At 44.1% G+C, this 22,490-nt stretch carries 28 protein-coding genes; 25 read left to right on the top strand and 3 right to left on the bottom strand.

Features of this window, described 5'->3' with window-relative positions:
* Positions 1–35: 35 nt before the first annotated feature.
* Complete coding sequence (locus tag DW677_RS11820; RefSeq protein WP_005361112.1) at positions 36–350, bottom strand: helix-turn-helix transcriptional regulator; 315 nt, start codon at positions 348–350, stop codon at positions 36–38.
* Positions 351–499: 149 nt separating this feature from the next.
* Between DW677_RS11820 and DW677_RS11825 the strand changes: the two genes are divergently transcribed.
* The 23 genes from DW677_RS11825 to DW677_RS11940 all read left to right on the top strand — a co-directional run bounded on the left by DW677_RS11825 (position 500) and on the right by DW677_RS11940 (position 19,894).
* A complete protein-coding gene (locus tag DW677_RS11825) occupies positions 500–1,009 on the top strand; it encodes an SLOG family protein (protein WP_055158503.1) in 510 nt (169 codons plus the stop codon).
* Between the two features lie 65 nt (positions 1,010–1,074).
* The gene (locus tag DW677_RS11830) at positions 1,075–1,200 is read left to right on the top strand and encodes a DUF3789 domain-containing protein (protein ID WP_081017347.1); all 126 of its coding nucleotides are present in this window, start codon (positions 1,075–1,077) and stop codon (positions 1,198–1,200) included.
* Positions 1,201–1,203: 3 nt separating this feature from the next.
* Positions 1,204–3,312, top strand: coding sequence for a DNA topoisomerase 3 (locus tag DW677_RS11835; RefSeq protein ID WP_117567353.1), 2,109 nt, complete (start codon positions 1,204–1,206; stop codon positions 3,310–3,312).
* Positions 3,309–3,692 carry a hypothetical protein gene (locus tag DW677_RS11840; protein ID WP_117567355.1) on the top strand — a complete coding sequence of 128 codons (384 nt, stop codon included), beginning with the start codon at positions 3,309–3,311 and terminating at the stop codon, positions 3,690–3,692. The genes DW677_RS11835 and DW677_RS11840 overlap by 4 nt, the downstream gene beginning before the upstream one ends.
* A 5-nt stretch (positions 3,693–3,697) precedes the next feature.
* Entirely contained in the window at positions 3,698–4,066 is a 369-nt protein-coding gene (locus DW677_RS11845; RefSeq protein WP_117567357.1) for a cysteine-rich VLP protein, read from the top strand.
* A 153-nt stretch (positions 4,067–4,219) separates the two neighbouring features.
* Positions 4,220–4,852 (top strand): hypothetical protein, encoded by a 633-nt coding sequence (locus DW677_RS11850; RefSeq protein WP_117504573.1) that lies wholly within the window; start codon positions 4,220–4,222, stop codon positions 4,850–4,852.
* Positions 4,853–4,865: 13 nt separating this feature from the next.
* Complete coding sequence (locus tag DW677_RS11855) at positions 4,866–5,786, top strand: DUF4316 domain-containing protein (protein ID WP_117567359.1); 921 nt, start codon at positions 4,866–4,868, stop codon at positions 5,784–5,786.
* Positions 5,786–6,484 (top strand): hypothetical protein, encoded by a 699-nt coding sequence (locus tag DW677_RS11860; RefSeq protein ID WP_117567361.1) that lies wholly within the window; start codon positions 5,786–5,788, stop codon positions 6,482–6,484. The genes DW677_RS11855 and DW677_RS11860 overlap by 1 nt, the downstream gene beginning before the upstream one ends.
* A complete protein-coding gene (mobC, locus tag DW677_RS11865; RefSeq protein ID WP_117468891.1) occupies positions 6,481–6,825 on the top strand; it encodes a plasmid mobilization relaxosome protein MobC in 345 nt (114 codons plus the stop codon). Before DW677_RS11860 ends, mobC begins: the two co-directional genes overlap by 4 nt.
* 85 nt (positions 6,826–6,910) lie before the next feature.
* Positions 6,911–7,201, top strand: a complete 291-nt coding sequence (locus tag DW677_RS11870) for a CD1845 family protein (protein ID WP_117567363.1) — start codon at positions 6,911–6,913, stop codon at positions 7,199–7,201.
* Positions 7,202–7,289: 88 nt separating this feature from the next.
* Positions 7,290–8,699, top strand: a complete 1,410-nt coding sequence (locus tag DW677_RS11875) for a relaxase/mobilization nuclease domain-containing protein (protein WP_117468892.1) — start codon at positions 7,290–7,292, stop codon at positions 8,697–8,699.
* Between the two features lie 262 nt (positions 8,700–8,961).
* On the top strand, positions 8,962–9,345 hold the full coding sequence (locus DW677_RS11880) for a GntR family transcriptional regulator (protein WP_002578893.1): 384 nt from the start codon (positions 8,962–8,964) through the stop codon (positions 9,343–9,345).
* Entirely contained in the window at positions 9,338–10,198 is an 861-nt protein-coding gene (locus tag DW677_RS11885; protein ID WP_004611597.1) for an ABC transporter ATP-binding protein, read from the top strand. The genes DW677_RS11880 and DW677_RS11885 overlap by 8 nt, the downstream gene beginning before the upstream one ends.
* The gene (locus tag DW677_RS11890; protein WP_117468893.1) at positions 10,191–10,841 is read left to right on the top strand and encodes an ABC-2 transporter permease; all 651 of its coding nucleotides are present in this window, start codon (positions 10,191–10,193) and stop codon (positions 10,839–10,841) included. Before DW677_RS11885 ends, DW677_RS11890 begins: the two co-directional genes overlap by 8 nt.
* Before the next feature lie 128 nt (positions 10,842–10,969).
* Positions 10,970–11,149, top strand: coding sequence for a cysteine-rich KTR domain-containing protein (locus DW677_RS11895; RefSeq protein ID WP_074021989.1), 180 nt, complete (start codon positions 10,970–10,972; stop codon positions 11,147–11,149).
* 80 nt (positions 11,150–11,229) lie between these two features.
* The gene (locus DW677_RS11900) at positions 11,230–11,853 is read left to right on the top strand and encodes a VanZ family protein (RefSeq protein WP_025580950.1); all 624 of its coding nucleotides are present in this window, start codon (positions 11,230–11,232) and stop codon (positions 11,851–11,853) included.
* Between the two features lie 575 nt (positions 11,854–12,428).
* Complete coding sequence (locus DW677_RS11905) at positions 12,429–12,686, top strand: sugar ABC transporter permease (RefSeq protein ID WP_117504583.1); 258 nt, start codon at positions 12,429–12,431, stop codon at positions 12,684–12,686.
* Positions 12,687–12,817: 131 nt separating this feature from the next.
* The gene (locus tag DW677_RS11910) at positions 12,818–13,210 is read left to right on the top strand and encodes a winged helix-turn-helix domain-containing protein (RefSeq protein WP_117504585.1); all 393 of its coding nucleotides are present in this window, start codon (positions 12,818–12,820) and stop codon (positions 13,208–13,210) included.
* Positions 13,211–13,715: 505 nt separating this feature from the next.
* Positions 13,716–14,138 carry a hypothetical protein gene (locus DW677_RS11915; protein ID WP_015542925.1) on the top strand — a complete coding sequence of 141 codons (423 nt, stop codon included), beginning with the start codon at positions 13,716–13,718 and terminating at the stop codon, positions 14,136–14,138.
* A 600-nt stretch (positions 14,139–14,738) separates the two neighbouring features.
* Positions 14,739–14,954, top strand: a complete 216-nt coding sequence (locus DW677_RS11925) for a DUF6870 family protein (RefSeq protein ID WP_005361189.1) — start codon at positions 14,739–14,741, stop codon at positions 14,952–14,954.
* Positions 14,955–15,089: 135 nt separating this feature from the next.
* Entirely contained in the window at positions 15,090–16,718 is a 1,629-nt protein-coding gene (locus DW677_RS11930) for a recombinase family protein (protein WP_117504587.1), read from the top strand.
* Entirely contained in the window at positions 16,719–18,368 is a 1,650-nt protein-coding gene (locus DW677_RS11935; protein WP_117504589.1) for a recombinase family protein, read from the top strand.
* A complete protein-coding gene (locus DW677_RS11940; protein WP_117468782.1) occupies positions 18,353–19,894 on the top strand; it encodes a recombinase family protein in 1,542 nt (513 codons plus the stop codon). The genes DW677_RS11935 and DW677_RS11940 overlap by 16 nt, the downstream gene beginning before the upstream one ends.
* Before the next feature lie 23 nt (positions 19,895–19,917).
* On the opposite strand, the gene DW677_RS11945 is transcribed toward DW677_RS11940, so the two are convergent.
* Positions 19,918–20,907, bottom strand: coding sequence for a site-specific integrase (locus DW677_RS11945; protein WP_117567365.1), 990 nt, complete (start codon positions 20,905–20,907; stop codon positions 19,918–19,920).
* Between the two features lie 17 nt (positions 20,908–20,924).
* Complete coding sequence (locus DW677_RS11950; protein WP_022356662.1) at positions 20,925–21,146, bottom strand: hypothetical protein; 222 nt, start codon at positions 21,144–21,146, stop codon at positions 20,925–20,927.
* A gap of 335 nt (positions 21,147–21,481) precedes the next feature.
* Here DW677_RS11950 and DW677_RS11955 point away from each other — a divergent pair, with 335 nt between their 5' ends.
* Together DW677_RS11955 and DW677_RS11960 are read left to right on the top strand one after the other, a co-directional pair.
* Complete coding sequence (locus DW677_RS11955; RefSeq protein WP_117567367.1) at positions 21,482–22,009, top strand: helix-turn-helix transcriptional regulator; 528 nt, start codon at positions 21,482–21,484, stop codon at positions 22,007–22,009.
* Between the two features lie 18 nt (positions 22,010–22,027).
* Positions 22,028–22,219, top strand: coding sequence for a hypothetical protein (locus DW677_RS11960; RefSeq protein WP_117567369.1), 192 nt, complete (start codon positions 22,028–22,030; stop codon positions 22,217–22,219).
* Positions 22,220–22,490 lie beyond the last annotated feature (271 nt).

The raw sequence follows: 22,490 nt of genomic DNA on the forward strand, positions 1-22,490 counted from the left end.
AAAGTCACGAAAAAAGCGGCCATTACCGTGACCGCCTACTTTCTGCTATTGAGTTCTTTCATAATACCAAGGATATATTGCATGGATTGAGGATCAAGCTGTCTTGCCTCTGCAATGAATTCCTTCAAGGTTTCCGGGTAAGTATTTCCTTCGTCAAAGAATTCCTGCGGAGTCACACCCAGATATTCGCAGATGTAGAAAAAAGACTGCATAGCGGGAAGTGACTTTTTATTCTCAATATTATTGATGTAGTTGTTTGCCTGACCTAACGATAAAGACATATCGCGTGCGGAAACTCCTTTCTGTGTCCGCAGCTTCGCTAATCGTTCCGGGACAAAATCTTCATACATCGCCTTCACCTCCCATTCTGTAATAGATTGTACCTTACACCCCTTTATTATCCGCAAAGAGAAAAAGGGTATTATCGTTGACTTGCTAAATAAAATCTATTACTATGTGAAAAGTGAAGAAATTTACCTATCAGATGGAGGGATGACCGATGAAAGGAAAGACTTGCTGTGTTACCGGACACAGGGATTTGCCGCAGAATGAGATCAACAAAATAAAAGCCGCTTTGGAACATGAGATCGATGCTGCCGTTACAGATGGATTTACCTGTTTTATGAGTGGCTTTGCAGATGGCGTGGATCAGTATTTTGCAGAGCTGGTGTTGGAAAGAAAGCAGACTAATCCGGCGCTGGAGCTGATCGCAGTGATCCCTTACCGCAAACGTCTGGACAGCCTGAATAAGAAAACAAGAACCCGTGAACTGCTGGAGGCTTGTGCGGATGTTGTTGTCATACAGGAAAAATATCTCCCAAGCGTCTACTCCCACAGAAACCGCTATATGGTGGAGCACTCCGACCGAGTGATCGCTGTATATGACGGACGGGAAACCGGCGGTACGGCAAAGACGATCCGCTTCACCCATCGGATGAAAAAGGAACTGCGGGAAATCCCGGTTGGAGAGATCGTCCTGCCGGATCACTTGAAACCAAAAACAAAATAGATACCTGTTGATGCGCTCACTTTGAAGTGGGCGTTTTTCTTTACCCATTTTTAGGAGGAATGCTTATGTGGAACCTGATTTCACATTTCCTTACCTTTGCCGGAGGAATGGCTTCCGGCGTTATGTTGATGTGTCTTATGCAAACCGGAAAACTTGCGGATAAAGAATTTGAAACTATGAAGGAGGAATAAAAATTGAAACTTGTGATTGCAGAAAAGCCCTCTGTTGCTATGTCACTGGCAGCAGTATTAGGCGCAACGGAAAGAAAAGACGGTTATCTCGAAGGTTCCGGTTATCTGGTGAGCTGGTGCGTGGGACATCTTTTGGAACTGGCACAGCCGGAGGCTTACAAAGAACAGTACGCCAAATGGCGGTATGAGGACCTTCCGATCCTACCGGAAAACTGGAAATATGAAGTTCCAAAGGATAAGAAAAAGCAGCTTGCCCTTTTGTGCCGGCTGATGAAGGACAAACGGGTTGATTCTGTGGTATGCGCTACGGATGCCGGGCGTGAAGGAGAACTGATCTTCCGTCTGGTCTATGAATATGCCGGATGTAATAAGCCTATGGAACGCCTTTGGATTTCCAGTATGGAGGATGCGGCGATCCGTGAGGGTTTTGACCATCTCCGTCCCGGCAGTGATTACGATAAACTCTATGATGCGGCAGTATGCCGGGCAGGAGCCGACTGGCTGATCGGGATCAATGCCACCCGGCTTTTTTCTGTCCTGTATGGTGTCACACTAAATGTCGGCCGTGTTATGTCACCGACGCTGGCACTTTTGGTACAGCGTGAGTCGGATATTGAATCCTTCATCAGCAAGCCTTTTTATGTGCCGGAAATCACCTGCGGAGGTTTTACTGCTTCCGGCGAAAAAATGACGGAACGATCCGAGGCTGAAAAAATCCGTATGGACTGTGACCACAACTCCGCTTTTGTGCGTTCTGCGGAAAAGCAGGTAAAAACTATACAGCCTCCCCGCCTTTATGACCTTACAACTCTGCAAAGGGAATGTAACCGTATTTATGGCTATACGGCTCAACAGACCCTTGATTATGTGCAATCTCTCTATGAAAAGAAGCTGGCAACCTATCCGAGAACGGACAGCCAGTATTTGACGAAGGACATGCAGGCAACCGCCGCTTCCCTGATCCTATGGCTGCGTGACAATATGCCCTTTGGAAAAGGCTGCGCCGGAGAGCCGGACATTGACCGGGTAACAGACGACAGCAAAGTGACCGACCACCATGCCATCATCCCAACTGTGGAGATTGCACGGACAGACCTGTCGGAGCTTCCTTCCGGGGAGCGGGATGTGCTTACCCTGCTTGCCGTCAGACTGCTTTGTGCCACAACGCAGGCAAACCGGTTTGAAGCGGTCACCGCTATGTTAGACTGCCAGGGATATACTTTTACGGCAAAAGGAAAGACCATCTTACAGTCCGGCTGGAAAGAGGTGGAACGGATTCACCGTATGAGTATCAGGCAGAGTGAAACGGAACACAGAGAAAATGAAGATGCCGCTCTCCCTGTGCTGAAGGAAGGACAGACTTTTGAAACTGTGTCAGCAAGTCTCCGTGAAGGGAAAACTTCACCGCCGAAACATTATACGGAGGACACGCTGCTGTCCGCTATGGAGACGGCCGGTGCGGAAGATATGCCGGACGATGCCGAGCGTAAAGGATTGGGTACTCCGGCTACCCGTGCGGCAACACTGGAAAAGCTGGTTTCTGCCGGATTTGTACAGAGAAAGAAAAAGCAGCTCATTTCTACGGAAAAAGGAAGGAACCTGATCGCAGTCCTGCCGGACAATATCAAATCTCCCATTTTAACTGCAGAATGGGAATCTATGCTGAAACAAGTGGAACATGGCGAACTGTCGGCAACATCTTTTATGGATCAGATTGCAGATATGAGCCGGACGCTGGTAAAAGAACATACCGCCCCGGAGAAACGTTTTGCGGATCTGTTCCCTTCTTCCAGAGAAACTGCACATGAAGCCGTGGGGGTATGTCCTCGCTGCGGAGCCCCGGTATATGAAGGAAAGAAAGGTTTTTTCTGCGACAACAGGGAATGTTCTTTTGCTCTTTGGAAAGATAACCGTTTCTTTTCCAGCAAGAAAAAGTCCATCACAAAGTCTGTGGCAGCGGCTCTTTTGAAAGAGGGCCGTATTTCTATGTCCGGGCTTTACAGTGAAAAAACAGGAAAGACCTATGATGCGGAAGTGATCCTGGATGATACCGGCGGTAAATATGTGAATTTCAAGCTGGAATTTCCCGTAAAGAAAGGCAGGCGTAAATGAGTGACCGAAAAACCTTTGAATATGGCGGTTATCACTTCACGCCCATACGAAAATTTCACAAAAAAGAAGGCGACTTTTTCGTCATATCGAAACGGCTGGCAAGTGACTTCAACTTAGGGTTGTGTACCTATCAGGATCGGCAAAAAGCACCTTATGATTACAAAGACTTTTATACCGTCGCAACCGACAAAGAATGTGACATTTTCCGGTGCGAAGAAAATGGTTTGTTGTATGTGCCGGGGAAAAACGAACTTTTTATTTACCATGAACCAAAACAGAAAAAGCGGAACTCTATTGCCGATGCCCTTTCACAGTCCAGGAATGTTACTGATATAACCGGATTTTCCAGCGGCCGGCAAAGAAGTGCCCCGGAAAGGTAGGCGTTATGGCAGAGAGAGAATTGAACCGCTCGGAGCGGGCTGCGATCCGAAAGCTGGTTACGGAGCTTTGCGCCAACTATGACTCTCAGGATAAGATCTGCCTTCCTTTGGACAGTCCTTGCTATATGCTGAATAAATGGTGGACCGGTGCTTATTGCAGGTACTTTGAAAAAGCGGTGCTGCCGGTGGATGCAGCACTGGAATCAGCCATTACCGGCGAGGACACCTCCATGAGACAGAAAATATGCCCTGTGTGTGGAAAAGTGTATCTTCCTATAACCAGCCAGGCATATTGTTCTGATGCCTGCCGGATCTATGCAAGACGGAAATCCGAGCGGGAACGCAAACGCCGGAAGCGGCAAAACCAACTATGATATGTACGCAACTTAGCCCCAAAAGTCCTTGATTTTCAAGGGCTTTTTGCACCTGTTTTCAAGGGCGCTGTATAAGAATACTCCAGTGCTTTGAAATGAGGTTAAGTTGCGGACAAAACATATATTTTAACAAAAACGATAGGAGGCGATTTTTTGAATATCAACACGATTACTGCGGAGGATCTTCGCCGTACGCCGGATAAGGAAGGACTGATTTTACAGGGCTGTGGCGGGGATCTGACAGAATGGGTAGACGGAATCAATGAAATGCTGACACAGGCAGGCATATTGAAAGATGGCAGTCAGTTTGAGAATGTGTTTGCTTTTCAGCACGGAGAACTGACCTGTTTGCTTTACCCGTTTGATGATGTGAAACTGGATATAGGAAAACTTGCCCTGTGGCGTTTACAGACCCATGAAGTCTATGGCGGCACATGGCTGTCGGACTTTGTGCCGAATTATTTAGGCGGATTTATAGAAACACCGGAAGCGTTGGCAGATAAACCGGATTGTCCACTGATCGGAGCAGATGGGAACATTTTTAATCTGCTGGGTATTGCTTCCCGTACTTTGCGGGAGCATGGTCTGAAAGAACAGGCAAAAGAAATGTCTGATCGGGTATTTGCTTCCGGCAGTTATGGAGAAGCGCTCTGTATCATTGGCGAATATGTCAACATCACAGATTCCGAACCGGAGCATAAGAATTCTCTCCGTCAGCAGCTAAAAGCAACAAAACCGGCAGACCCGGTAAAAAAGCAGCAAACTTCCAAACAGCAGGAACGATAAGGAGGGATGCGGAATGGAAAAGAAACTGACCTATGGTGTATGGGCGGTACGAAGCAGCACTTCTATTTTCGGACCGGCACAAAGCTGGTGCAAGGAAAATGGAAAACTGTTGGAATTTGATAGCAAAGCCGATGCTGAAAACTATGCAAAGGAAGCCAACGAGCATACGACAGCAAATGTCCGATACTATGTGAAAGAAAAAGAACCGGAACCCGGTGCTGTTCGGAAAGGAACATCTCAACCGGAGCTGGATGCACGCAGCCATGAAGAAGTGACACCAAGAAATGATGCATCGGAAAAACAAAATGAGATTCCGGGCAGACAGATTCCTTCTCAAACAGATCCGCTGGTAGAAATCCGCTCTGCGGTTCATAGTAATTACGCAGGCATGGTCGCTATGCTGGGTGCGGACAACCGTGTGTATTTGGGGCGTGAGGAACGCTGCCATTGTCAGGATATGCAGCCATCTTACTATGACAATCAGGATGGTTCCCTGTGCTTTGTCTGTGATCAGCCCGACATGTATTATTTTCTTTATGGAGAAGGCTGGGCGCATACCCAGACGGAAATGCTGGAACGAGGGCTTACCCTGCGCCAGTATGAAGAATTTGCGAGACTGCAAAATGGCGTCCTTGCACAGTTTACCACACAAAGAGAAATCCTGTTTGCCGGACAGCCATTTCAAGCGCCAGAAAGTTATCTTCGCAATGCGGAACTTTATGAGGAAGGACAAACCGGCAACTACAATATGCTGGATGGCAGGCTGAACAACGAACCTCTTGTGCGTCCGGATCTGACAGATGGACAGACGGATGAAGAAATCCGGGAGCTCGTGCCGGAAGCAAAGCCGTCCTTGATGGACCGTCTGAAAGCAGATAAACCGGAGCATGAAGCAAGGCAGATGATCCCTCCGGTGCCGGAAAGGGAACGCTGATGGCTGGGGTAAGATTTGAGGATGTAGATCTTCTGGGTGCTCTTTCCCGTATCGTAGATCTTCATACCCAACATTATAAAGAGGACTTTGACCTGGATAAAGAACTGATCTCAAAACTGGCTGTGTCAGACCGTTCAGAGGATAAACAGCTTCTTTGGATGTCACGCCCCTGCGGAACCTATACCCTGCGTGAACGGGAAGTTTATCTGGAGGGCAGCCATGAAAACAAAGTGTGGCGGTTTTACCAGGAACAGACAAATGATCCCGTTTTGGCTTATGCTATCTCTTTGAAAGAAGTCAGGGACGGAAAAATATTTGGCGATCTCTATCCGCTAAATTACAGAGAACATGTGGAACGGATGAAAAAACTGACCTGTCCAATCGGAAATGTAGCCGTTGCATTTGAGGATGGAAATATTATCACGATTCCCTATCAGGAACGGAGACAGCTTATGAACCGGCTTATGCCAGAGCATGGAGCACCTAAAACAATGACGTATCTGCCAGAAAATGAGCCGGAGTTGATGATGATCCTAAAACGGGAACGCTTCAAACGCAGCTATCATGCGACAGCCGGAAATCTGGAGGAATATCTTGATAAGCTGGAAAAGACCACCTTGCGGGAAAAACTCAAAAGAGCAAAGACGGTGGTTTCAACACAGGAGGTCTCATCTCATAAAAGAGGGTTGGAACGATGAAGGGCAGGCATAACAAAAAATCTGTCCGCGTCGAATTTGTCATGTCCGAAGCGGAGGCCGAACTGGTAAAAGAACGCATGGCGGAACTTGGCATTACCAATCTGTCGGCATATCTGCGAAAGATGGCCGTAGACGGTTACATCATTCACCTTGATATGGGAGACATTCAAGAAATGATCCGGCTTCTCCGCATTTGTTCCAATAACTTAAACCAATATACCAGACGGGCCAATGAGACCGGCAATATTTATGCCGCAGATATAGAGGACATCCGCACCCGTCTGGACAGCCTTTGGGATGGCATGGACAAACTGATCCGGGGATTTGCAAACATTTCATAAACAGCCGGAAAGCCGTTGCTTTCTTTTTGCCGTCACGGTAAAATTTTTATAAGGGCAGATACCCTTCTGAAAGGAGGCAAAGCGTATGCGTTTGATAGGTAAATTACTGGCACTTCCCTTTATGCTGGTTACGGGGATTCTTTATCTGGTATGTAAATTTTTGGTGGTCCTTTCCGGTGCGGTACTTGGGATTCTTTCCGGGATCATCTTTTTGGCAGCATTGGTGCTGTTCTTTGTCGCAGGATTTTTGCCGGGTCTTGCCTGGCTTATGATCGCCTTTCTTATCAGTCCATACGGTCTGCCTCTGGCGGCTGCATGGCTGGTAGGGATCATTGGTGGGACAAACAGTGCCTTAAAGGATTTTATATTTGGTTAAGCAGATTTGGCGGGGCGCATAGGCAGCCCCGCTCTTTTTCTGCAATTATAACTTCTCTGATTGAAATTAAGTTAAGGAGGTGACGAAAATGGCGACCACAAGACTGATGCCTCTGCATGTAGGAAAAGGTCGGGACATCTCTACTGCGATTGCAGATATTATTGATTATGTAGAAAATCCGCAGAAAACCGATTTTGGAAAATTCATTTATGGCTATGAGTGTGATACCCGGCTTGCTGATGCAGAGTTTCTTCTTTCTAAACGACAGTATGCAAATCTGACCGGCAGAAACCAGGGGGCGGATGATGTGATCGCCTACCATCTCCGTCAGGCATTTAAGCCCGGCGAAGTTACGCCGGAAGAAGCCAATCAGATCGCCAGGGAGCTGGCGCTAAAACTCACAAAAGGAAAACATGCCTTTGTCGTCTGTACCCATGTAGATAAGCACCATGTCCATAATCACATCATTATCAACTCTACTACACTGGACTGTCAGAAAAAATTTCGCAACTTCTGGGGCTCTACCTGGGCAATCCGGCGAATGAATGACAAGCTGTGTTTGGAGCATGGACTTTCGATTGTTGAAAATCCGAAACCCAGCCGAGAGCATTATGGCACATGGCTGGGAAATAAAAAGCAGCCTTCCTTTCAGGAGCAGATACGTATTGCTATTGATGCTGCATTAGAGGAAATGCCAAAAGATTTTGAGGAACTTCTAAAGAAGCTGGAGGCTGCCGGGATTGAAGTTAACCGTGAAAGAAAACATCTTCGGTTCCGAGTTCCGGGACAAGAAAATTATACCCGATGCGATACGCTCAAAGGCGATTATACAGAACAGGCCATCAAAGAACGAATTGCCGGTACACGGACAGTAAAATCCCGCCATACTTTTTCAAAAAAACCGGTTTCCAAAGTTGGATTGCTGGTAGATATAGAGGCTGCAATCCGTTCCGGCAAAGGTCCCGGTTATGAGCGTTGGGCAAAAGTGTTCAACTTAAAACAGCTTTCCCAGGCAGTGCTCTACTTAAAAGAACATGGCGATATGGGTTATGAGGATCTTCTGGAAAAAGCCAACGCCGCTACCACTAATTTCAATACCTTATCCGTTCAAATTAAAGATTTAGAGTCAAGAATGAACGCCAATGCCGAGCTACAAAAGCAGATCGTAAACTATGCGAAAACGCGGGCTGTCTATGTAGAATATCGCAAAGCCGGGTACAGCAAAAAATACCGAATAGTACATGAGGCTGAAATTCTGCTGCACCAGGCGGCAAAGAATCATTTTGACGAGCTAGGAATCCAAAAGCTCCCCTCTGTTAAATCTCTCCGGGAGGAATACACCGATCTTCTGGAACAAAAACGGAAAGCCTATTCTGCCTATAAGCAGGCCAAAAATGATATGAAAGAACTTCATAATGTTCGGGCTAATGTGGAATATCTATTAGAGATTTCTTCCCCACCGCTACCGCAGCGCAGCACAGAAAAATCACGTCAATAAGGTTTGTCAGCTTTTCGTTTTCAGCGTTCCAACGGAACGCGCAGCCATTGCCACCGGCAATGATCTCAGGGGTTTGGGGATATGTCACCAACAAGCATTTAGCAGGAATTCCGGGAACGGGATTTCTGCTAAATACGCAATCTTACGTAAGATTGCATTGCTTGCCAGTAAGTTTAGCTCCATGTATTGACATCTTAGCCGCGTTTGTGTTATACTGTTATACACAACAGCATAACAGTTAAAACACACGGAGGATGCAGAAATGAAACTGATTATTTCAAATGTATCTGGCGTCCCCATATACGAGCAGATTAAACAGCAGATCAAGGCGGCTATTTTATCTGGCGAGCTTCAAGCCGAAGAAACTTTGCCCTCCCTTAGAACACTTGCCAAAGACTTAAAGATCAGCGTCTTAACAGTGACAAAGGCATACACAGAATTAGAGCAAGAGGGCTTTGTTAAAAATGTGCAGGGGCGTGGATGTTTCGTAATGGGGTCTGGTTCAGAACTGATTAAGGAGCAGCTTATTTGCAAAGTAGAAAACAATCTCACCGAAGCAATAAAAGCTGCAAGAATGGCAAATCTATCCACAGAGGAATTACATCGCCTTTTGGACATTTTAACGGAGGTAAAAACAGATGACTAATTATTTAGAGGTAACGAATCTTTCGAAATCTTTTGATTCTTTTCAGCTTCACAATATCAGCTTTACTTTGCCAAAGGGATATATTATGGGCTTGATTGGCCCGAATGGTTCTGGCAAAACAACGACAATCAAACTGATTTTGAATATGCTCAAGCGCACCGGTGGCACAGTCAAAGTGATGGGGCTGGATAATATCGCAGAAGAACAAAAAGTAAAATCAGAGCTGGGCGTTGTTTTCGATACAAATTATTTCAGTGATGATTGGAAAGTGTCGCAGGTTGAAAAATCCATTTCGGTATTTTATCCAAATTGGGACAGCCAGAAATTTGCGGATATGTTACGGAAATTTCACATTGCACCAACCAAAAAGGTAAAAGAACTTTCCAAAGGTATGCAGATGAAGTTAATGCTTGCCTGTGCGTTTTCATACGACGCCAAACTGCTGATCCTCGACGAGCCGACCAGTGGACTTGATCCGGTTTCCAGAGATGAACTTTTGAAAATTCTTTCAGAGTATATTGAAGATGGCGAGCATAGTGTTTTGTTCTCCACCCATATCACAGGCGATTTGGAGCGTGCAGCCGATTATATTACCTACATCAGTTATGGCGAGCTGTACTTTACTGGCAGCAAAGATGATTTTGTAGATATGTTCCGCATTGTAAAAGGTGGAATTGAGGAACTGTCCGATGATCTGAAAAATAAGGCGGCTGGTATTCGTACATTCCCTACGGGATTTGAGGCTCTGATGAAAACCGAAGATATTAGCGGTTTTCCTAACCTGACCGTTGATCCTGCCACCATTGATGAAATTGTAGTGTTTACAAGCAAGAAAGGTGACGATTATGAGTAATATTTTGAAATCCACAAAATTAGATATTGCATTGGTAAAACCATATTTTAAGACGATTTGCTTTACCCTGCTCCTGCCGATTGTGTTTGCCGCAATCAATCGTTCTTTGCTGACAGGGGTATCATTTGCTATGTGCTTTATTGCCATGACGACGGGATATACCTTTTCCATCACAGAAAAAAACAGCATGGATCGTCTGTTTGGTATTTTACCTGTTCGTAAAAGCGAGCTTGTGATCGGACGCTATGTTTTTGTCCTTGCAATGGGGCTTCTTTCCTTGATTATTTCTTTGATTGCACAGCCGCTTGTCTTGAAAGTGCTGGGTGAAACAGTTGGCGTATTTGATATTGTAACTGCCGCTATTGCAGGAGTATTCTTATTTGCACTCTATACCGTGTTCCAGATTCCGGGATATTACAAGTACGGCTCAATCAAAGGACGGGTATTTATGTATATTCCAGTGGCCGGTTTTTTGGTGACTTTACTTCTTCTCTCTAAAATGCCAGCTATCGGGAACTCAATTATTTCAGTCGTTGAATCTTCTCCGATACTTCTCGTTTTCCTTGCGGTTTTTGCTATTGTTGTGATGTATGCGGTTTCAATCTTCTTGTCCATTCGGATTATGAAGAACAAAGAAATGTGAGGTGATTGTATGGATTTTACAATTTTGGTAGTTGTGCTTTTGCTTGGTGTTGGCGTTCCTATCCGTAATAAACTCATACGGAAATATCGGGATAAGAAAAAGAATGATCGCAATTCGGAGTGAACAATATGGAGAAAACAGAGTTCATCCGCTGCCCAGTCTGCGGGAATAAAACACGCGACAAAATTCGGGAAGATACCGTACTTAAAAATTTTCCTCTCTTTTGTCCAAAATGCAAAAGTGAATGTCTAATCGACATTGAACAATTAGACTTACGATTAGCATTATGGGAATACCGTCGTTACTAATGACAGTATTCTGTTTGCTTTATGAGAAAATGCTCAATGCTGGAATGGGCAATAAATTTGAATTTGACAAGGAGATAATAATGATACCAATTTCTGATATTCTCATCCGCTCAATTAGTGGGTATGTGTTTATGGTTCCAGTCTTCGTACTGTATTTCTTGTGGCTCAAAAAATTGGGGAGAACACAAAGTTTTCTCCATACCGCTGCAGTGTTTGTTTTTGGTTATTATTTATTCGGACTTTTGACCGTCACAGGCATCGGCTTTACAAGCACAATGACCTTTCGCCCGAACATTTCTTGGACTCCATTTATCGGTATGATAACTGGGCCAATTGATACCATTCTGAATATTATTCTGTTTGTCCCGTTGGGATTTTTCCTGCCGCTGCTGTACAAGAAATATCATCACATGAAGACGGTTGCATTGACTGGCTTTCTGTTTTCTTTGGCTGTTGAAATTGTCCAGATGTTTGGCTGGGGTTCTTCCGACATCAATGACTTGATGACAAATACCGCTGGAGCCTGTATTGGATTTTTAGTTTATTGTCTGCTGTCAAGAATCTTGCCTGCCAATCTGAAAAAGCAACTTCAATCCAGCCGTGTCAATGCTGTGGCTGAAGTACTTCTCTTTGCTATTTGCACATTTGCCATTATGGTCACGGCTCAGACTTGGTTTGTCCATGATGTGCTGAATGTTCCATAAATTGTATCGGAAACAATCGGTCTCAGATATAAAAAAATAGTGTCTTCTGTTTGACACACCTGCAGACCGATTTTTCCGTATTGAACTTAGTCGCGTCAACGAAGCCACTACCTATGGAATTTCAATCTTTTCCTTCCTGTTATGCTTGGACAGATTGAATAATTCTCTTTGTGTTATATCTATTATTTTTAGGTAATAGTCCACAACGGCTTCTAACATGAAGGTACAAAAAATAAAAGTTGATCCTCAATCAACCCTATTATTGTACTCTTCAATTCATACTTTTCGATCTCAATGGTAGTATGGTTAGATAGACATCTGTTGCCGCTATCCCTTGGTAAGTTACCCGTTCAGCTTACCTACAAATTTAGAATACAATAAATGGCATCATTTGAACAGACTATATTTTTTTAAAATAACTGTTCTACTATGAGAGCTTCGGTCTGTTTGCTGTGCTGATTCTGGTACAGTTGGCGGCCACCGGCGCAGCAGCGTTCCGCTTTTACTACAAACAAAGAAAAGGCTGAATAGAAAATAGGTATCATCAATCAAAAATATCATTGGAGGTATAACTTATGGAAAAAGAAACAATGGGAACTGTAATTTCAGTTACAAAACAATGGTGGTTAAAAGTGAATCGTAAACCTGCCCGCGTTCATGCGATGGATGGCGCAGCCTTTCCGCATACTATCAAGGTCAAATATACGATAGACGGTAAAGATTACATCTGCCGAAAATGGATTGGTGCAGGAAACAACGTTCCTGACAAGGGAACAACGATTAAAGTTACCTATTGGGAAGATAAGCCATCGAAAGCAAGAATTGAGCTCTAATCAATAAATTTATCAAAATATGGAGGTGATGATGTGATGGGACATTAGCTGTTTTTGATATTGAAGAATCCGGCAAGAAGATTGGTGAAAAGTTATTTCTGCTTCTTAACGAGGAACAAAAGAATGCTCTAATGCAATATATTTTGGAACAAGGAGTCAGTCATGGAACAGTATTCAATTCCTGTCACACTTTCTCCGCAGCAGAGAAGAATCCTCTTACAGAAATACAAGAAGGCGAGCTTTATCTATGTCTGGAACACCGCACTGTCAGGGTTAGGGAACGGATTATCAACTTGACAAGTAAGGAGTTTGATATACTGGCATTGCTCATTGCCAATCCCAAACGTGTTTTTACTTACGAACTGATTACCGATTTGGTTTGGAAAGAGGATTGTGATTTCTATTCGAGAAAAGCGATTCATAATCATATGAGTAAGTTGCGTAAGAAATTGCGTTTTGAACCGGATCTTCCAAACTACATTGAGAGTGTCGCCGGGATCGGCTATAAATTTGAACAACTATAATATGAGCCCACAAGGTGTCGGTTCCCCTTGTGGGCTTGCTTTTTGCAGCATATATTCTAAGGAGCAGAATATGTAGAAAATTGCGAATATAAAGAGTAAAAAGCGAATGTCTGCGGACTGATACAGGAAACATAATCGATATAATTTTCTCCCAAGGAGGTATCAAGCAGCCGATTCAGGCCCCTCCTTGATGGGAGGAAATGCCTATGCGTCTATGCAACACAGATCCGCAGATAAACTGCTTTACATTCAGTCACCTATACGTCGTAGTCCAGCTCGTATGGATTGTGGCGTTTTTGGTTTCGACAAAGTTTGAGCATTTTCGCTGTCAACCTCCCGGAAAAATTTCATACTGTTGCTTTGGCGCGCCTGTTCTTTGTACGGGCGCGCTTTTTTGTACCCTTTTTTTAATCAGAAAGAGACTTAGACCTTATCGCTGCCGCAGCCCACCCTCTGGTTTCGATTTTTGCCATCAACTCAAACATCGAAATTGGAGGAAATTACTATGAAGAAAATCAATCTTCGGGATTATTACCCGTATTATACACAGGACATGATCGTTGAGGTGCCGGATGAAGTTGCTTTGTTGCTTCGGGAATATATGTTGTTGGAAGAAGCCTATCGGATTCGTACATACCGCTATAAAGCATTTTACTCTCTGGATCGAGACGAAGGTATTGAGCGTGAGATATTGCAAAAGCCTCTTAACCCGGCAGAAATTTGGGAACAGCGTCAAATGACGGAGTTGATTTATAAAGGTCTTTCCAAACTTCCGGTAAAGCAGCGCCAACGGATCTATGCACACTTTTTTCTTGGCATGAGCAAAGCAGATATTGCCAAAGCGGAAGGAACACACAAAAGCCGGATCACCCGTTCTATTGAAGCCGGATTGCGTAGTCTGGAAAAATATTTCAAAGAAATTTTATAACAGACGGCAACTTTGCCCCTAAAAATGTACTGAATAGTAGAGGGACATATTCGGTGGGACAAGCTGGACGGGTGTGGTAAGGAAGCATATACATCCTCCCACCCCAACTGCAATATCAATTTGTCTGCCATGCCCCTTGCTTGTTCCTTGACAACCGAATATACGCTGTTACAGGTACTTCATTCTGTGTTCCGAGCGGCAGATGGGGCGGCGCGGTGACAGGCAGCCTAAGGAGGTGATGAATCCAAGCTGTCCGAGCGATAAACGCAACCTACGAAACCGGCTGTGGCAAGCCGGACGCGATAACGACACAGATCATAATGGTACTTCTTCACAGCTTCCTAAAGACTTGGGGAGAGTTCCTGCGGCGTTTGCTTGCTCTGGCAAAGCGGCGGCGTATGTGGGACTATGATGCGGTGACGCTACCCGCAGCCTGTAACAGCCCCGTCCTTATAACAGAAGGACTTGCCGGGGTGCGTGGCAAATACGGCAGTAAAATCGAAATCAGATATAATGGGCCGGATTTATGTGTGCAATAACCATAGATCCGACCTATTCATGTGGTTTTGATAACACAGTTTTCAGAAGGGAGTTGATACTATGGAATTGAACACCATTGTCAGTGAAGTGGGTACGCTGGTAGACATTCGGGATGTCTCTGTCAACAAAGAACTTTCCCGTGATGAACGGATTGCAGAATTTGTTCAGCAGATAAAAAATCCATACCATTTTAAGTGTGGCCGTTTTACTGTACAGGCCAGCTTTTCTGCTGAAGGAGCTACCCTGGAAGAATGTATCAAGGGTATTTTACGATAGGCGCAATTTTAAGAAAGGGGCTGACTTTTCCGTAAAAGCATGGTAGAATAAGAATCGGAAAAGGAATTGAATATGGCATAACCACACTTCTTGAATTGCGGGGATTTTTCTGTGCAACGAAAGGAGTGTTTTTTTATGCAGGTTTACAAAGCGATTAAGTACATCCGTCTTTCTTATACGGATGATAAAACAGTAGAAAGTGACAGCGTTGCCAATCAGCGGCGCCTGATCGATGATTACATAGCCCGACACCCGGAAATTGAGGTTGTGGCAGAAAAAATTGACGATGGTTATAGTGGAGTTTTGTTTGATCGCCCGGCATTTCAGGAAATGATGCGGATGATCGAACAAGGCGAAGCTAACTGCGTGATTGTCAAAGACCTCTCCCGCTTAGGTCGTGAGTACATAGAAACAGGCCGTTATATGCGCAGAGTATTTCCAGCCTATGGAGTGCGTTTTATCGCAATTAACGATAATGTAGATACGGAAAATGACGCTGCCGATGATCTCACAGTTTCTGTCAAAAACATTATGAATGAGGCTTACTGTCGGGATATTTCCGTTAAGACACGGAGCGCCCTGGAAGTAAAACGGCGCAGCGGGGATTTTGTGGGTGCTTTTACCATCTATGGTTATGTGAAAGCCGGCGATAAACACAAGAGCCTGGAAGTAGACGAATATGCTGCCAATGTTGTGCGGGATATTTTCAGAAAACGGCTGGAAGGATTCAGCGCTTCCCATATAGCGGATGAACTGAACCGATTAGGAATTCTTTCACCGTTGGCGTATAAGCGCAATCACGGAATGCCTCATGCAAAAGGTGGCTATACAGACCGAAAGGATTGCAAATGGTCTGCAACTACAATCATCCGCATTTTACAAGATGAAACTTACACCGGAACACTGGTCCAGGGCAAGCAGACAACGCCCCATTTCAAATTAAAAGAGCGTGAGGACAAACCTTCTTCGGAATGGATTCGTGTGGAGGGAACCCATGAGGCAATCATACAAAAGCACGATTTTGATCTGGTGCAAAGGCTCCGCAGGATTGACACAAGGACTTCTCCCAAATCGGATAAGGTTTACCTGTTTTCCGGCATTTTGATCTGCGGCTGCTGTGGCTGCCGTATGACCCGCAAGACGAACCGCTATAAAGATAAAGAGTATCACTATTATTACTGCCCGACCGGCAAAAAGAATGGCTGCACATCGTCGGTCATGCTGAAAGAGTCGGATCTGATTGAATGTGTACAGGACAGTTTGAAAGGACATATTGAAAATGTTGCTTCTCTGGATGCCCTGCTGTCCAGTATCAGTCAAGAACGGATTAACCGGGAATTGGCGCAGGAATATGCCGCACAGATCAGAGTAAATGAGAAGCGTGTGGCACAGACCGAGGGCTTTAAGGCAAAACTCTATGAAAATCTGGTAAGTGGAATTCTGACAAAGGAAGAATTTCTCTCTTACAAGCGAAAATACAATGCAGATATTGAACTGTTCCAAAAAGCAATCGCTGAATGGAACGAAAAACTTACAGATGTATTAGAAAACCGAAGCGAACGAAACCGTTGGATCAACCATTTTATGAAATTTTCTACTATGGAGGATATTGACCGTCGGGCAGTCATGCAGCTTATCCGAAGCATACGGGTAATGGGTAAAGATGAACTGCATATTGAATTTAATTACCAGGATGAATATCAGAAAGCAATCTTTTTGGCAAAACAGATTGCTACAAAAAATGAAGAAAGGATGGTGGGTTAAATGGCAAGAAAAAGCAGAAAACAGACGGCAGTTCCTATGCCGGCACCATCTTTGTATGTACATGTGGCTCTGTATATCCGTCTTTCTGTGGAGGATAACAAAAAGCGAGGCTGCTCAGTAGAAAACCAAAAACTGGTACTGAATGACTTTCTTTCGGATAAACCGGACTTCGTTGTGTATGATACTTATATCGACAACGGAGCAACAGGGACAAATTTTCACCGCCCTGGATTTCAGCAAATGCTATCTGATATTGAAGCAGGCCACATTAACTGTGTGATTGTTAAGGATCTTTCCCGATTAGGGCGAAATTCTATTGACACAGGTTATTATATCGAACAATATTTTCATGCACATAATGTTCGGTTCATTGCTGTTACGGATCAGTTTGACACAGCGGATTCCGGAAATCTTCATGGTGGTATCATGCTGCCTTTGAAAAATATGATCAATGAAGCCTATGCTCTGGACATTGGACGAAAAATCAAAGCACAGGCGCGGCAGGCTATGAAAGATGGCGACTATATTGGTGCACGGGCACCTTACGGTTACAGGAAAGACCCTGATAATTGCCATAAACTTCTGGTTGATGAAAATACTGCCCCTGTGGTAAAACAGATTTTTGAATGGGCACATGAGCATGTGTCTCTGAACCGGATTGTCCGCAATCTAAATGAGATGGGGATTCCGGCACCGAGCCATTATAAAAAGGCTACTGGCGAGATTACCAGTCCGGGCCTGATCGGAAGCGGCAAATGGCAGACCCGTACAGTGATGAAAATTTTAGAAAGCGAAGCCTATACAGGCGATCTGGTGCAAGGAAAAACAAAGATTGTAGATCATCAGCAGGTCAAGGCTGGAGAAGATAATCTGATTATTGCCAAATGCACCCATGAACCGATCATTAGCTATGAATTGTTTAATGCAGTTCAGGAATACAGAAAACAGATCTGTGAAGAAAGCAAAGCAACTCCAAAACGCCCCTACACGCCAAACATTTTCAAAGGCAAAGTGTTCTGTGCTGATTGTGGCAGAAGCCTTCACCGGCAACGTGCCGAGCGCCGGAAAGGCCCCGATACTTATTGGTTCCACTGCCTTACAAACAGCCGGGTAGAAAAAGATAGCTGCAAAGGCGCAACGATGCAGGAAAAGGAACTGATTTCTACTGTTACGGCTATTCTTGAAAAAGAGCTGACAGTTGCGCTGGGAATGTCGCTGCCTCTCTTTCAGTTGGAGGCAAGACAAAAACAGGAAAAAGATAAGCTGAAAATTCAGATGTCGGCCAAACGGCAGGAAATTGAAAAAACACGCCGGCTGATCCGTGGTCTATATGAAAATATTGTGCAGGGTATTTTGACAAATGATGAATACTTTGAATTGAAGGCGGATTATGAATATGCTATCAAGGCTCTGTCTGGTGAGATTGAAGTATTTGAAAAATCTATGGACTCCCTGGACAACCAGCTTGCCCGATACCGTGCAATGGAAAAGGATGCAAAAACACTGGCACAGGATCATGTGCTGACTGCAGAACTGATCGAACGGCTCATTGAACGAATTGAGATCGATCACGAGCGGAATATTCATGTGACCTTCCGTTTCAAAAATGAATTTCAGGGAAAGGCGGTGGAACCGTGCGCAACTATGTGATTGCCCTTTATATCCGTCTTTCTGTGGAAGATTTCAAAACTGAAAGTTTGAGCATACCAAATCAAAAACTGATTCTTCGTGAAAAAGCTATGTCTCTGCCAGAATGGGATTGCAGTGAGATTTTGGAATTTATTGACAACGGTCATACAGGGACAAACTTTGAGCGTCCGGCGGTGCAGGAACTTTTAACAATGGTTCAGGCCGGAAAAATCAACTGTATTATTGTAAAAGACCTTTCCCGATTTGGACGTAACAGCATTGAAACCGGCTATTTTATTGAGCGGGTATTTCCTCTTTATCACACCCGTTTTATTTCCGTCAGTGATGATTTTGACACAGCTAATTTCAAAGGTGACACCGGAGGGATTGATATTGCTTTCAAGTATCTTATTAGCGAGTGTTATAGCCGGGATATGTCCATGAAAACCAAAAGTGCAAAATATGCAAAGATGCGTCGTGGAGAATATCAGAGTGTCATCTGTCCTTACGGCTATCGCAAGAGTGCAGACGGACGTATGGAACTGGACGAGGATGTTGCCCCGAATGTGCAGATGATATTTCAATGGGCGTCTGAAGGCAACACCGCAGCCGAGATCACAAGAAAACTGTATGCCATGAATATCCCCACCCCTGGGGAATATCGCAAACTTAAAGGCAAGGACTATTACAATGTTTCCCGAACAAACGGCGTTTGGAGTACATCAACGGTCCTGCGTATTTTAGAAGATCAAAGATATATCGGTACCTATGTAATTGGCAAGAGAAAGGTAAAAGAGATTGGCAGCCGACATACACAGTTAAAGGATGAAAGTGAGTGGTTCAAAATACCGAACCATCATCCGGCTATTATAAGTGTGGATCTATTTGAGAAAGCCAATGCTTCTATTAAGCGTTTCTCTCTGTCAAATAAAAAGCCGCGTGATTATCTGCTCCGTGGTAAGGTATTCTGTGGATGCTGCGATCATGCAATGTCTCTACGAAATGGTGCGTGGTTTTATTGCCGTCATTCCGAGGTGGCTGAAACGCTTCCTTGTCATGGTGTGCGCATAAAGATGGCTGATCTGGAGCAGGTTGTATTTGAAACAATTCGGGCTCAGATGTGTCCGGCATTGGGAATTGACAGCAATAAGGATAAATTGGATTTGCAGACAGTCCAGCAGGCCGAACATGAAGAAAAACTCCGTTCTATTCAAGACAGCAAGCGGCATCTTTATGAGCAGTATGCACTCGGAGAGATTGATTTGGAAACCTATCGAACACGAAAAGCGGTTTATGACACGGAACTGGTACAAGCCAAAAATGTTCATGCTGTCATTACTGCACAGACAAAGCAGATAAAAAGTGATTATGAGATCAAGTTGAAACAACAGGAAATTATGCAGGAAGTCGGAAACGCCAACATGCTGACAAAAGCTCTGATTGACCGGCTTATCAACAAAGTTTACGTCTTTCCAGGAGATCGGATTGAGATTGAATATGCAACACAGGATTTCTTAGAAACAAAGGAATCCGAAAAGGAGGTATAACCGTGAACCCCCATTTGAAACAGCTATGGGCAGCTATGAGGCTGCCCGAAAACTTCAAAAAAAGTTATAAATTTTTTTGTCGTGGGCTTGACATACGGGTGTCGTAAATCATGAATACGGATTCGCTTTACTCCTGCAGCTTTCGTACCTCTGTCCATCTCGTGATGAAGATAACTTTTTGTGACTGTGAAGATTCGTTCTTTCTTCTTCAGTCCGTAAAGCATCTGCAAATACTCCTGCATTTCTTCACAGAGGAACTTCGGCATTTTGATAATGCGGTTACTTTTCTTTGTTTTCGGTGTGGTAATCACATCTTCTCCGTGTAATCGTTGATAGGACTTGTTGATTCTGACCGTTTCTTTTTCAAAATCAAAGTCAGCGGCGGTCAGTGCCAACAGTTCGCCCTCCCGGATACCACACCAGTAGAGCATTTCAAAAGCGTAAAAGGAAACAGGCTTGTCCATCATCTCAAATGAGAATTTCTTGTATTCTTCTTTCGTCCAGAACAGCATTTCCTTGTGTTCCTCACTTCCCATATTTCCCGCTTTAGCGGCTGGATTGGAACGCAGCTCATAATACCGCACCGCATGATTAAAGATAGCAGACAACTGATTGTGCAGCGTTTTCAGATAGGTCTGTGAGTATGGCTTTTTCTTTTCATCCCGATAGGCAAGCATCTCATTCTGCCATGCGATAACCTCTTTTGTGGAAATCTCACTGATTTTCAGCTTGCCGAAATAAGGCAAAATCTTCGTGCGGATGATATGCTCCTTTGTCAGCCATGTGTTCTCTTTCAGACGGCTTTTCATATCCCGGATATACAATTCGGTAAAGGCTTCAAAACTCATATCCATATCAGAGGAGTTCTGTAACTGGAACATTCGCTCCCATTCCTGTGCTTCTTTCTTGGTAGCAAATCCACGCTTACATTTCTGCTTGCGTTCGCCTTTCCAGTTGACATATCTCGCCATCACATACCATGTTCCATTGCTCTCGTTCTTGAATACCGGCATTATTCATCCTCCTTTCCTTATTCCTGTCCTGCCTTGTAGGACATAGTGGTATCCCCTTGGGGATTTCCTGCTCCGTAGAGTCTTTCATAGAAATACTGGCGGTTTACCCGCCCTGAAATTGTAATAAAGCCTTTTGCTTTCAGTTCCTCATTCAACTGACGGATGAGCTTGTAGGCATACGGCTTTGATACGCTTAGTTCCTGTGCCACTTCTTCGGCACAAATAAATCTGTTTTTCATATAATCAGTCCTTTCTTTCATTTTTTATCGCCGTTCTATCCGAATGAAGTTCCAGCAGGTATTCCCTGTTCGGCACTGTGCTGTCCCGATATATCATAATATGTCAGGCGCTCGCTTGCTGTCTGGCAAGGTCTTGGCGGTTTATACTGTTCGGACGGTCATTTTGTTTTTATTAAGCTTATTTGCTTAATTTCAAGTCCATTATACTAAGCATATTTGTTTGTGTCAAGTGGCTTTCCGGAAAATATTAAACTTTTTTGTTTTGTATTGTCTTGACTTCTCCTAAACATATCTGCTATACTCATTGTAAAATACATACAAGGAGTGGACACGTTATGGCGATTGGAGAGAGAATACATTTTTTCCGCATTCTGCGTGGGATGACACAAAAATATCTTGGTACGATTGTCGGCTTTCCTGAGCGAAGTGCCGATGTACGTTTAGCACAATACGAAACAGGAACAAGAAAACCGAAGGCGGAACTTACTGCTGCACTGGCACAGGCTCTGGATGTTTCCCCTCATGCCCTCGATGTGCCTGACATTGACAGCTATATCGGACTGATGCACACTTTATTTACCCTTGAAGATTTGTACGGTCTGACTGTCAGTGAATCAGACGGAGAAATCTGTCTGAAAGTTGATACTTCCAAAGGTAAAGACGCTCACGAACTCCGGAAAATGTTGTATGCCTGGAAAGAGCAGGCTGACAAGCTATCTTCTGAAGAGATCAGTAAAGACAAATACGATGAGTGGCGTTACCACTACCCGGAGTTTGATACCACGCAAACATGGGCGAAAGTCCCATCACAGGAACTTAGCGACGCTTTGGTCGAAGCATTTAAAGATAAACTCACTGATTAGTGTAAGGAGGATACAACATTGATTACCAATCACGATGAAGAAATAATTAGTGAAATTGCTGATTTCAACACACTGACTTTAGTAACTGCTGCATACACCCTATATGAAAAACTCTCCACAAAGAAACCTATATCAAAGCGAGAGTTTTACAAAGAGTTTGGCGATAACTTTCAGAGTTTTAAAAAAATATTTTCCGAAGATATCGACTAAAAATAAGCACGACAAAAAGCCCTTAGCCATGAGTTTTTACCCACAGCTAAGGGCTTCGTTTATAATATGGATTATTGGTTGCACAACCACCTGTCAATCATTCTCTAACCCTAAAACCACTGGATTACAAGAATAATGGCGCTCATGCAACTGTTATCAATTTGTTATCAAAAGACTTTTAAAAGTGCTGCAAACCCGCATAAACGCTGGGTTTACTAAGCATTTTTGTTTGTTCTCGTCCCACCAAGAATCACCCTCTTGTCCACCCGAA

It is taken from the genome of Clostridium sp. AM25-23AC, from assembly GCF_003435125.1.
Lineage (GTDB): Bacteria > Bacillota > Clostridia > Lachnospirales > Lachnospiraceae > Pilosibacter > Pilosibacter fragilis.

What these genes read in the sequence shown, in the direction of transcription:
- DW677_RS11820 (WP_005361112.1), bottom strand. Translation starts at nt 350, where the DNA reads ATGTATGAAGATTTTGTCCCGGAACGATTAGCGAAGCTGCGGACACAG.
- DW677_RS11895 (WP_074021989.1), top strand. Translation starts at nt 10,970, where the DNA reads ATGGAGAAAACAGAGTTCATCCGCTGCCCAGTCTGCGGGAATAAAACA.
- DW677_RS11875 (WP_117468892.1), top strand. Translation starts at nt 7,290, where the DNA reads ATGGCGACCACAAGACTGATGCCTCTGCATGTAGGAAAAGGTCGGGAC.
- DW677_RS11825 (WP_055158503.1), top strand. Translation starts at nt 500, where the DNA reads ATGAAAGGAAAGACTTGCTGTGTTACCGGACACAGGGATTTGCCGCAG.
- DW677_RS11910 (WP_117504585.1), top strand. Translation starts at nt 12,818, where the DNA reads ATGCAATATATTTTGGAACAAGGAGTCAGTCATGGAACAGTATTCAAT.
- DW677_RS11860 (WP_117567361.1), top strand. Translation starts at nt 5,786, where the DNA reads ATGGCTGGGGTAAGATTTGAGGATGTAGATCTTCTGGGTGCTCTTTCC.
- DW677_RS11880 (WP_002578893.1), top strand. Translation starts at nt 8,962, where the DNA reads ATGAAACTGATTATTTCAAATGTATCTGGCGTCCCCATATACGAGCAG.
- DW677_RS11945 (WP_117567365.1), bottom strand. Translation starts at nt 20,907, where the DNA reads ATGCCGGTATTCAAGAACGAGAGCAATGGAACATGGTATGTGATGGCG.
- DW677_RS11830 (WP_081017347.1), top strand. Translation starts at nt 1,075, where the DNA reads ATGTGGAACCTGATTTCACATTTCCTTACCTTTGCCGGAGGAATGGCT.
- DW677_RS11915 (WP_015542925.1), top strand. Translation starts at nt 13,716, where the DNA reads ATGAAGAAAATCAATCTTCGGGATTATTACCCGTATTATACACAGGAC.
- DW677_RS11935 (WP_117504589.1), top strand. Translation starts at nt 16,719, where the DNA reads ATGGCAAGAAAAAGCAGAAAACAGACGGCAGTTCCTATGCCGGCACCA.
- DW677_RS11955 (WP_117567367.1), top strand. Translation starts at nt 21,482, where the DNA reads ATGGCGATTGGAGAGAGAATACATTTTTTCCGCATTCTGCGTGGGATG.
- DW677_RS11885 (WP_004611597.1), top strand. Translation starts at nt 9,338, where the DNA reads ATGACTAATTATTTAGAGGTAACGAATCTTTCGAAATCTTTTGATTCT.
- DW677_RS11890 (WP_117468893.1), top strand. Translation starts at nt 10,191, where the DNA reads ATGAGTAATATTTTGAAATCCACAAAATTAGATATTGCATTGGTAAAA.
- DW677_RS11870 (WP_117567363.1), top strand. Translation starts at nt 6,911, where the DNA reads ATGCGTTTGATAGGTAAATTACTGGCACTTCCCTTTATGCTGGTTACG.
- mobC (WP_117468891.1), top strand. Translation starts at nt 6,481, where the DNA reads ATGAAGGGCAGGCATAACAAAAAATCTGTCCGCGTCGAATTTGTCATG.
- DW677_RS11900 (WP_025580950.1), top strand. Translation starts at nt 11,230, where the DNA reads ATGATACCAATTTCTGATATTCTCATCCGCTCAATTAGTGGGTATGTG.
- DW677_RS11840 (WP_117567355.1), top strand. Translation starts at nt 3,309, where the DNA reads ATGAGTGACCGAAAAACCTTTGAATATGGCGGTTATCACTTCACGCCC.
- DW677_RS11855 (WP_117567359.1), top strand. Translation starts at nt 4,866, where the DNA reads ATGGAAAAGAAACTGACCTATGGTGTATGGGCGGTACGAAGCAGCACT.
- DW677_RS11925 (WP_005361189.1), top strand. Translation starts at nt 14,739, where the DNA reads ATGGAATTGAACACCATTGTCAGTGAAGTGGGTACGCTGGTAGACATT.
- DW677_RS11845 (WP_117567357.1), top strand. Translation starts at nt 3,698, where the DNA reads ATGGCAGAGAGAGAATTGAACCGCTCGGAGCGGGCTGCGATCCGAAAG.
- DW677_RS11930 (WP_117504587.1), top strand. Translation starts at nt 15,090, where the DNA reads ATGCAGGTTTACAAAGCGATTAAGTACATCCGTCTTTCTTATACGGAT.
- DW677_RS11905 (WP_117504583.1), top strand. Translation starts at nt 12,429, where the DNA reads ATGGAAAAAGAAACAATGGGAACTGTAATTTCAGTTACAAAACAATGG.
- DW677_RS11950 (WP_022356662.1), bottom strand. Translation starts at nt 21,146, where the DNA reads ATGAAAAACAGATTTATTTGTGCCGAAGAAGTGGCACAGGAACTAAGC.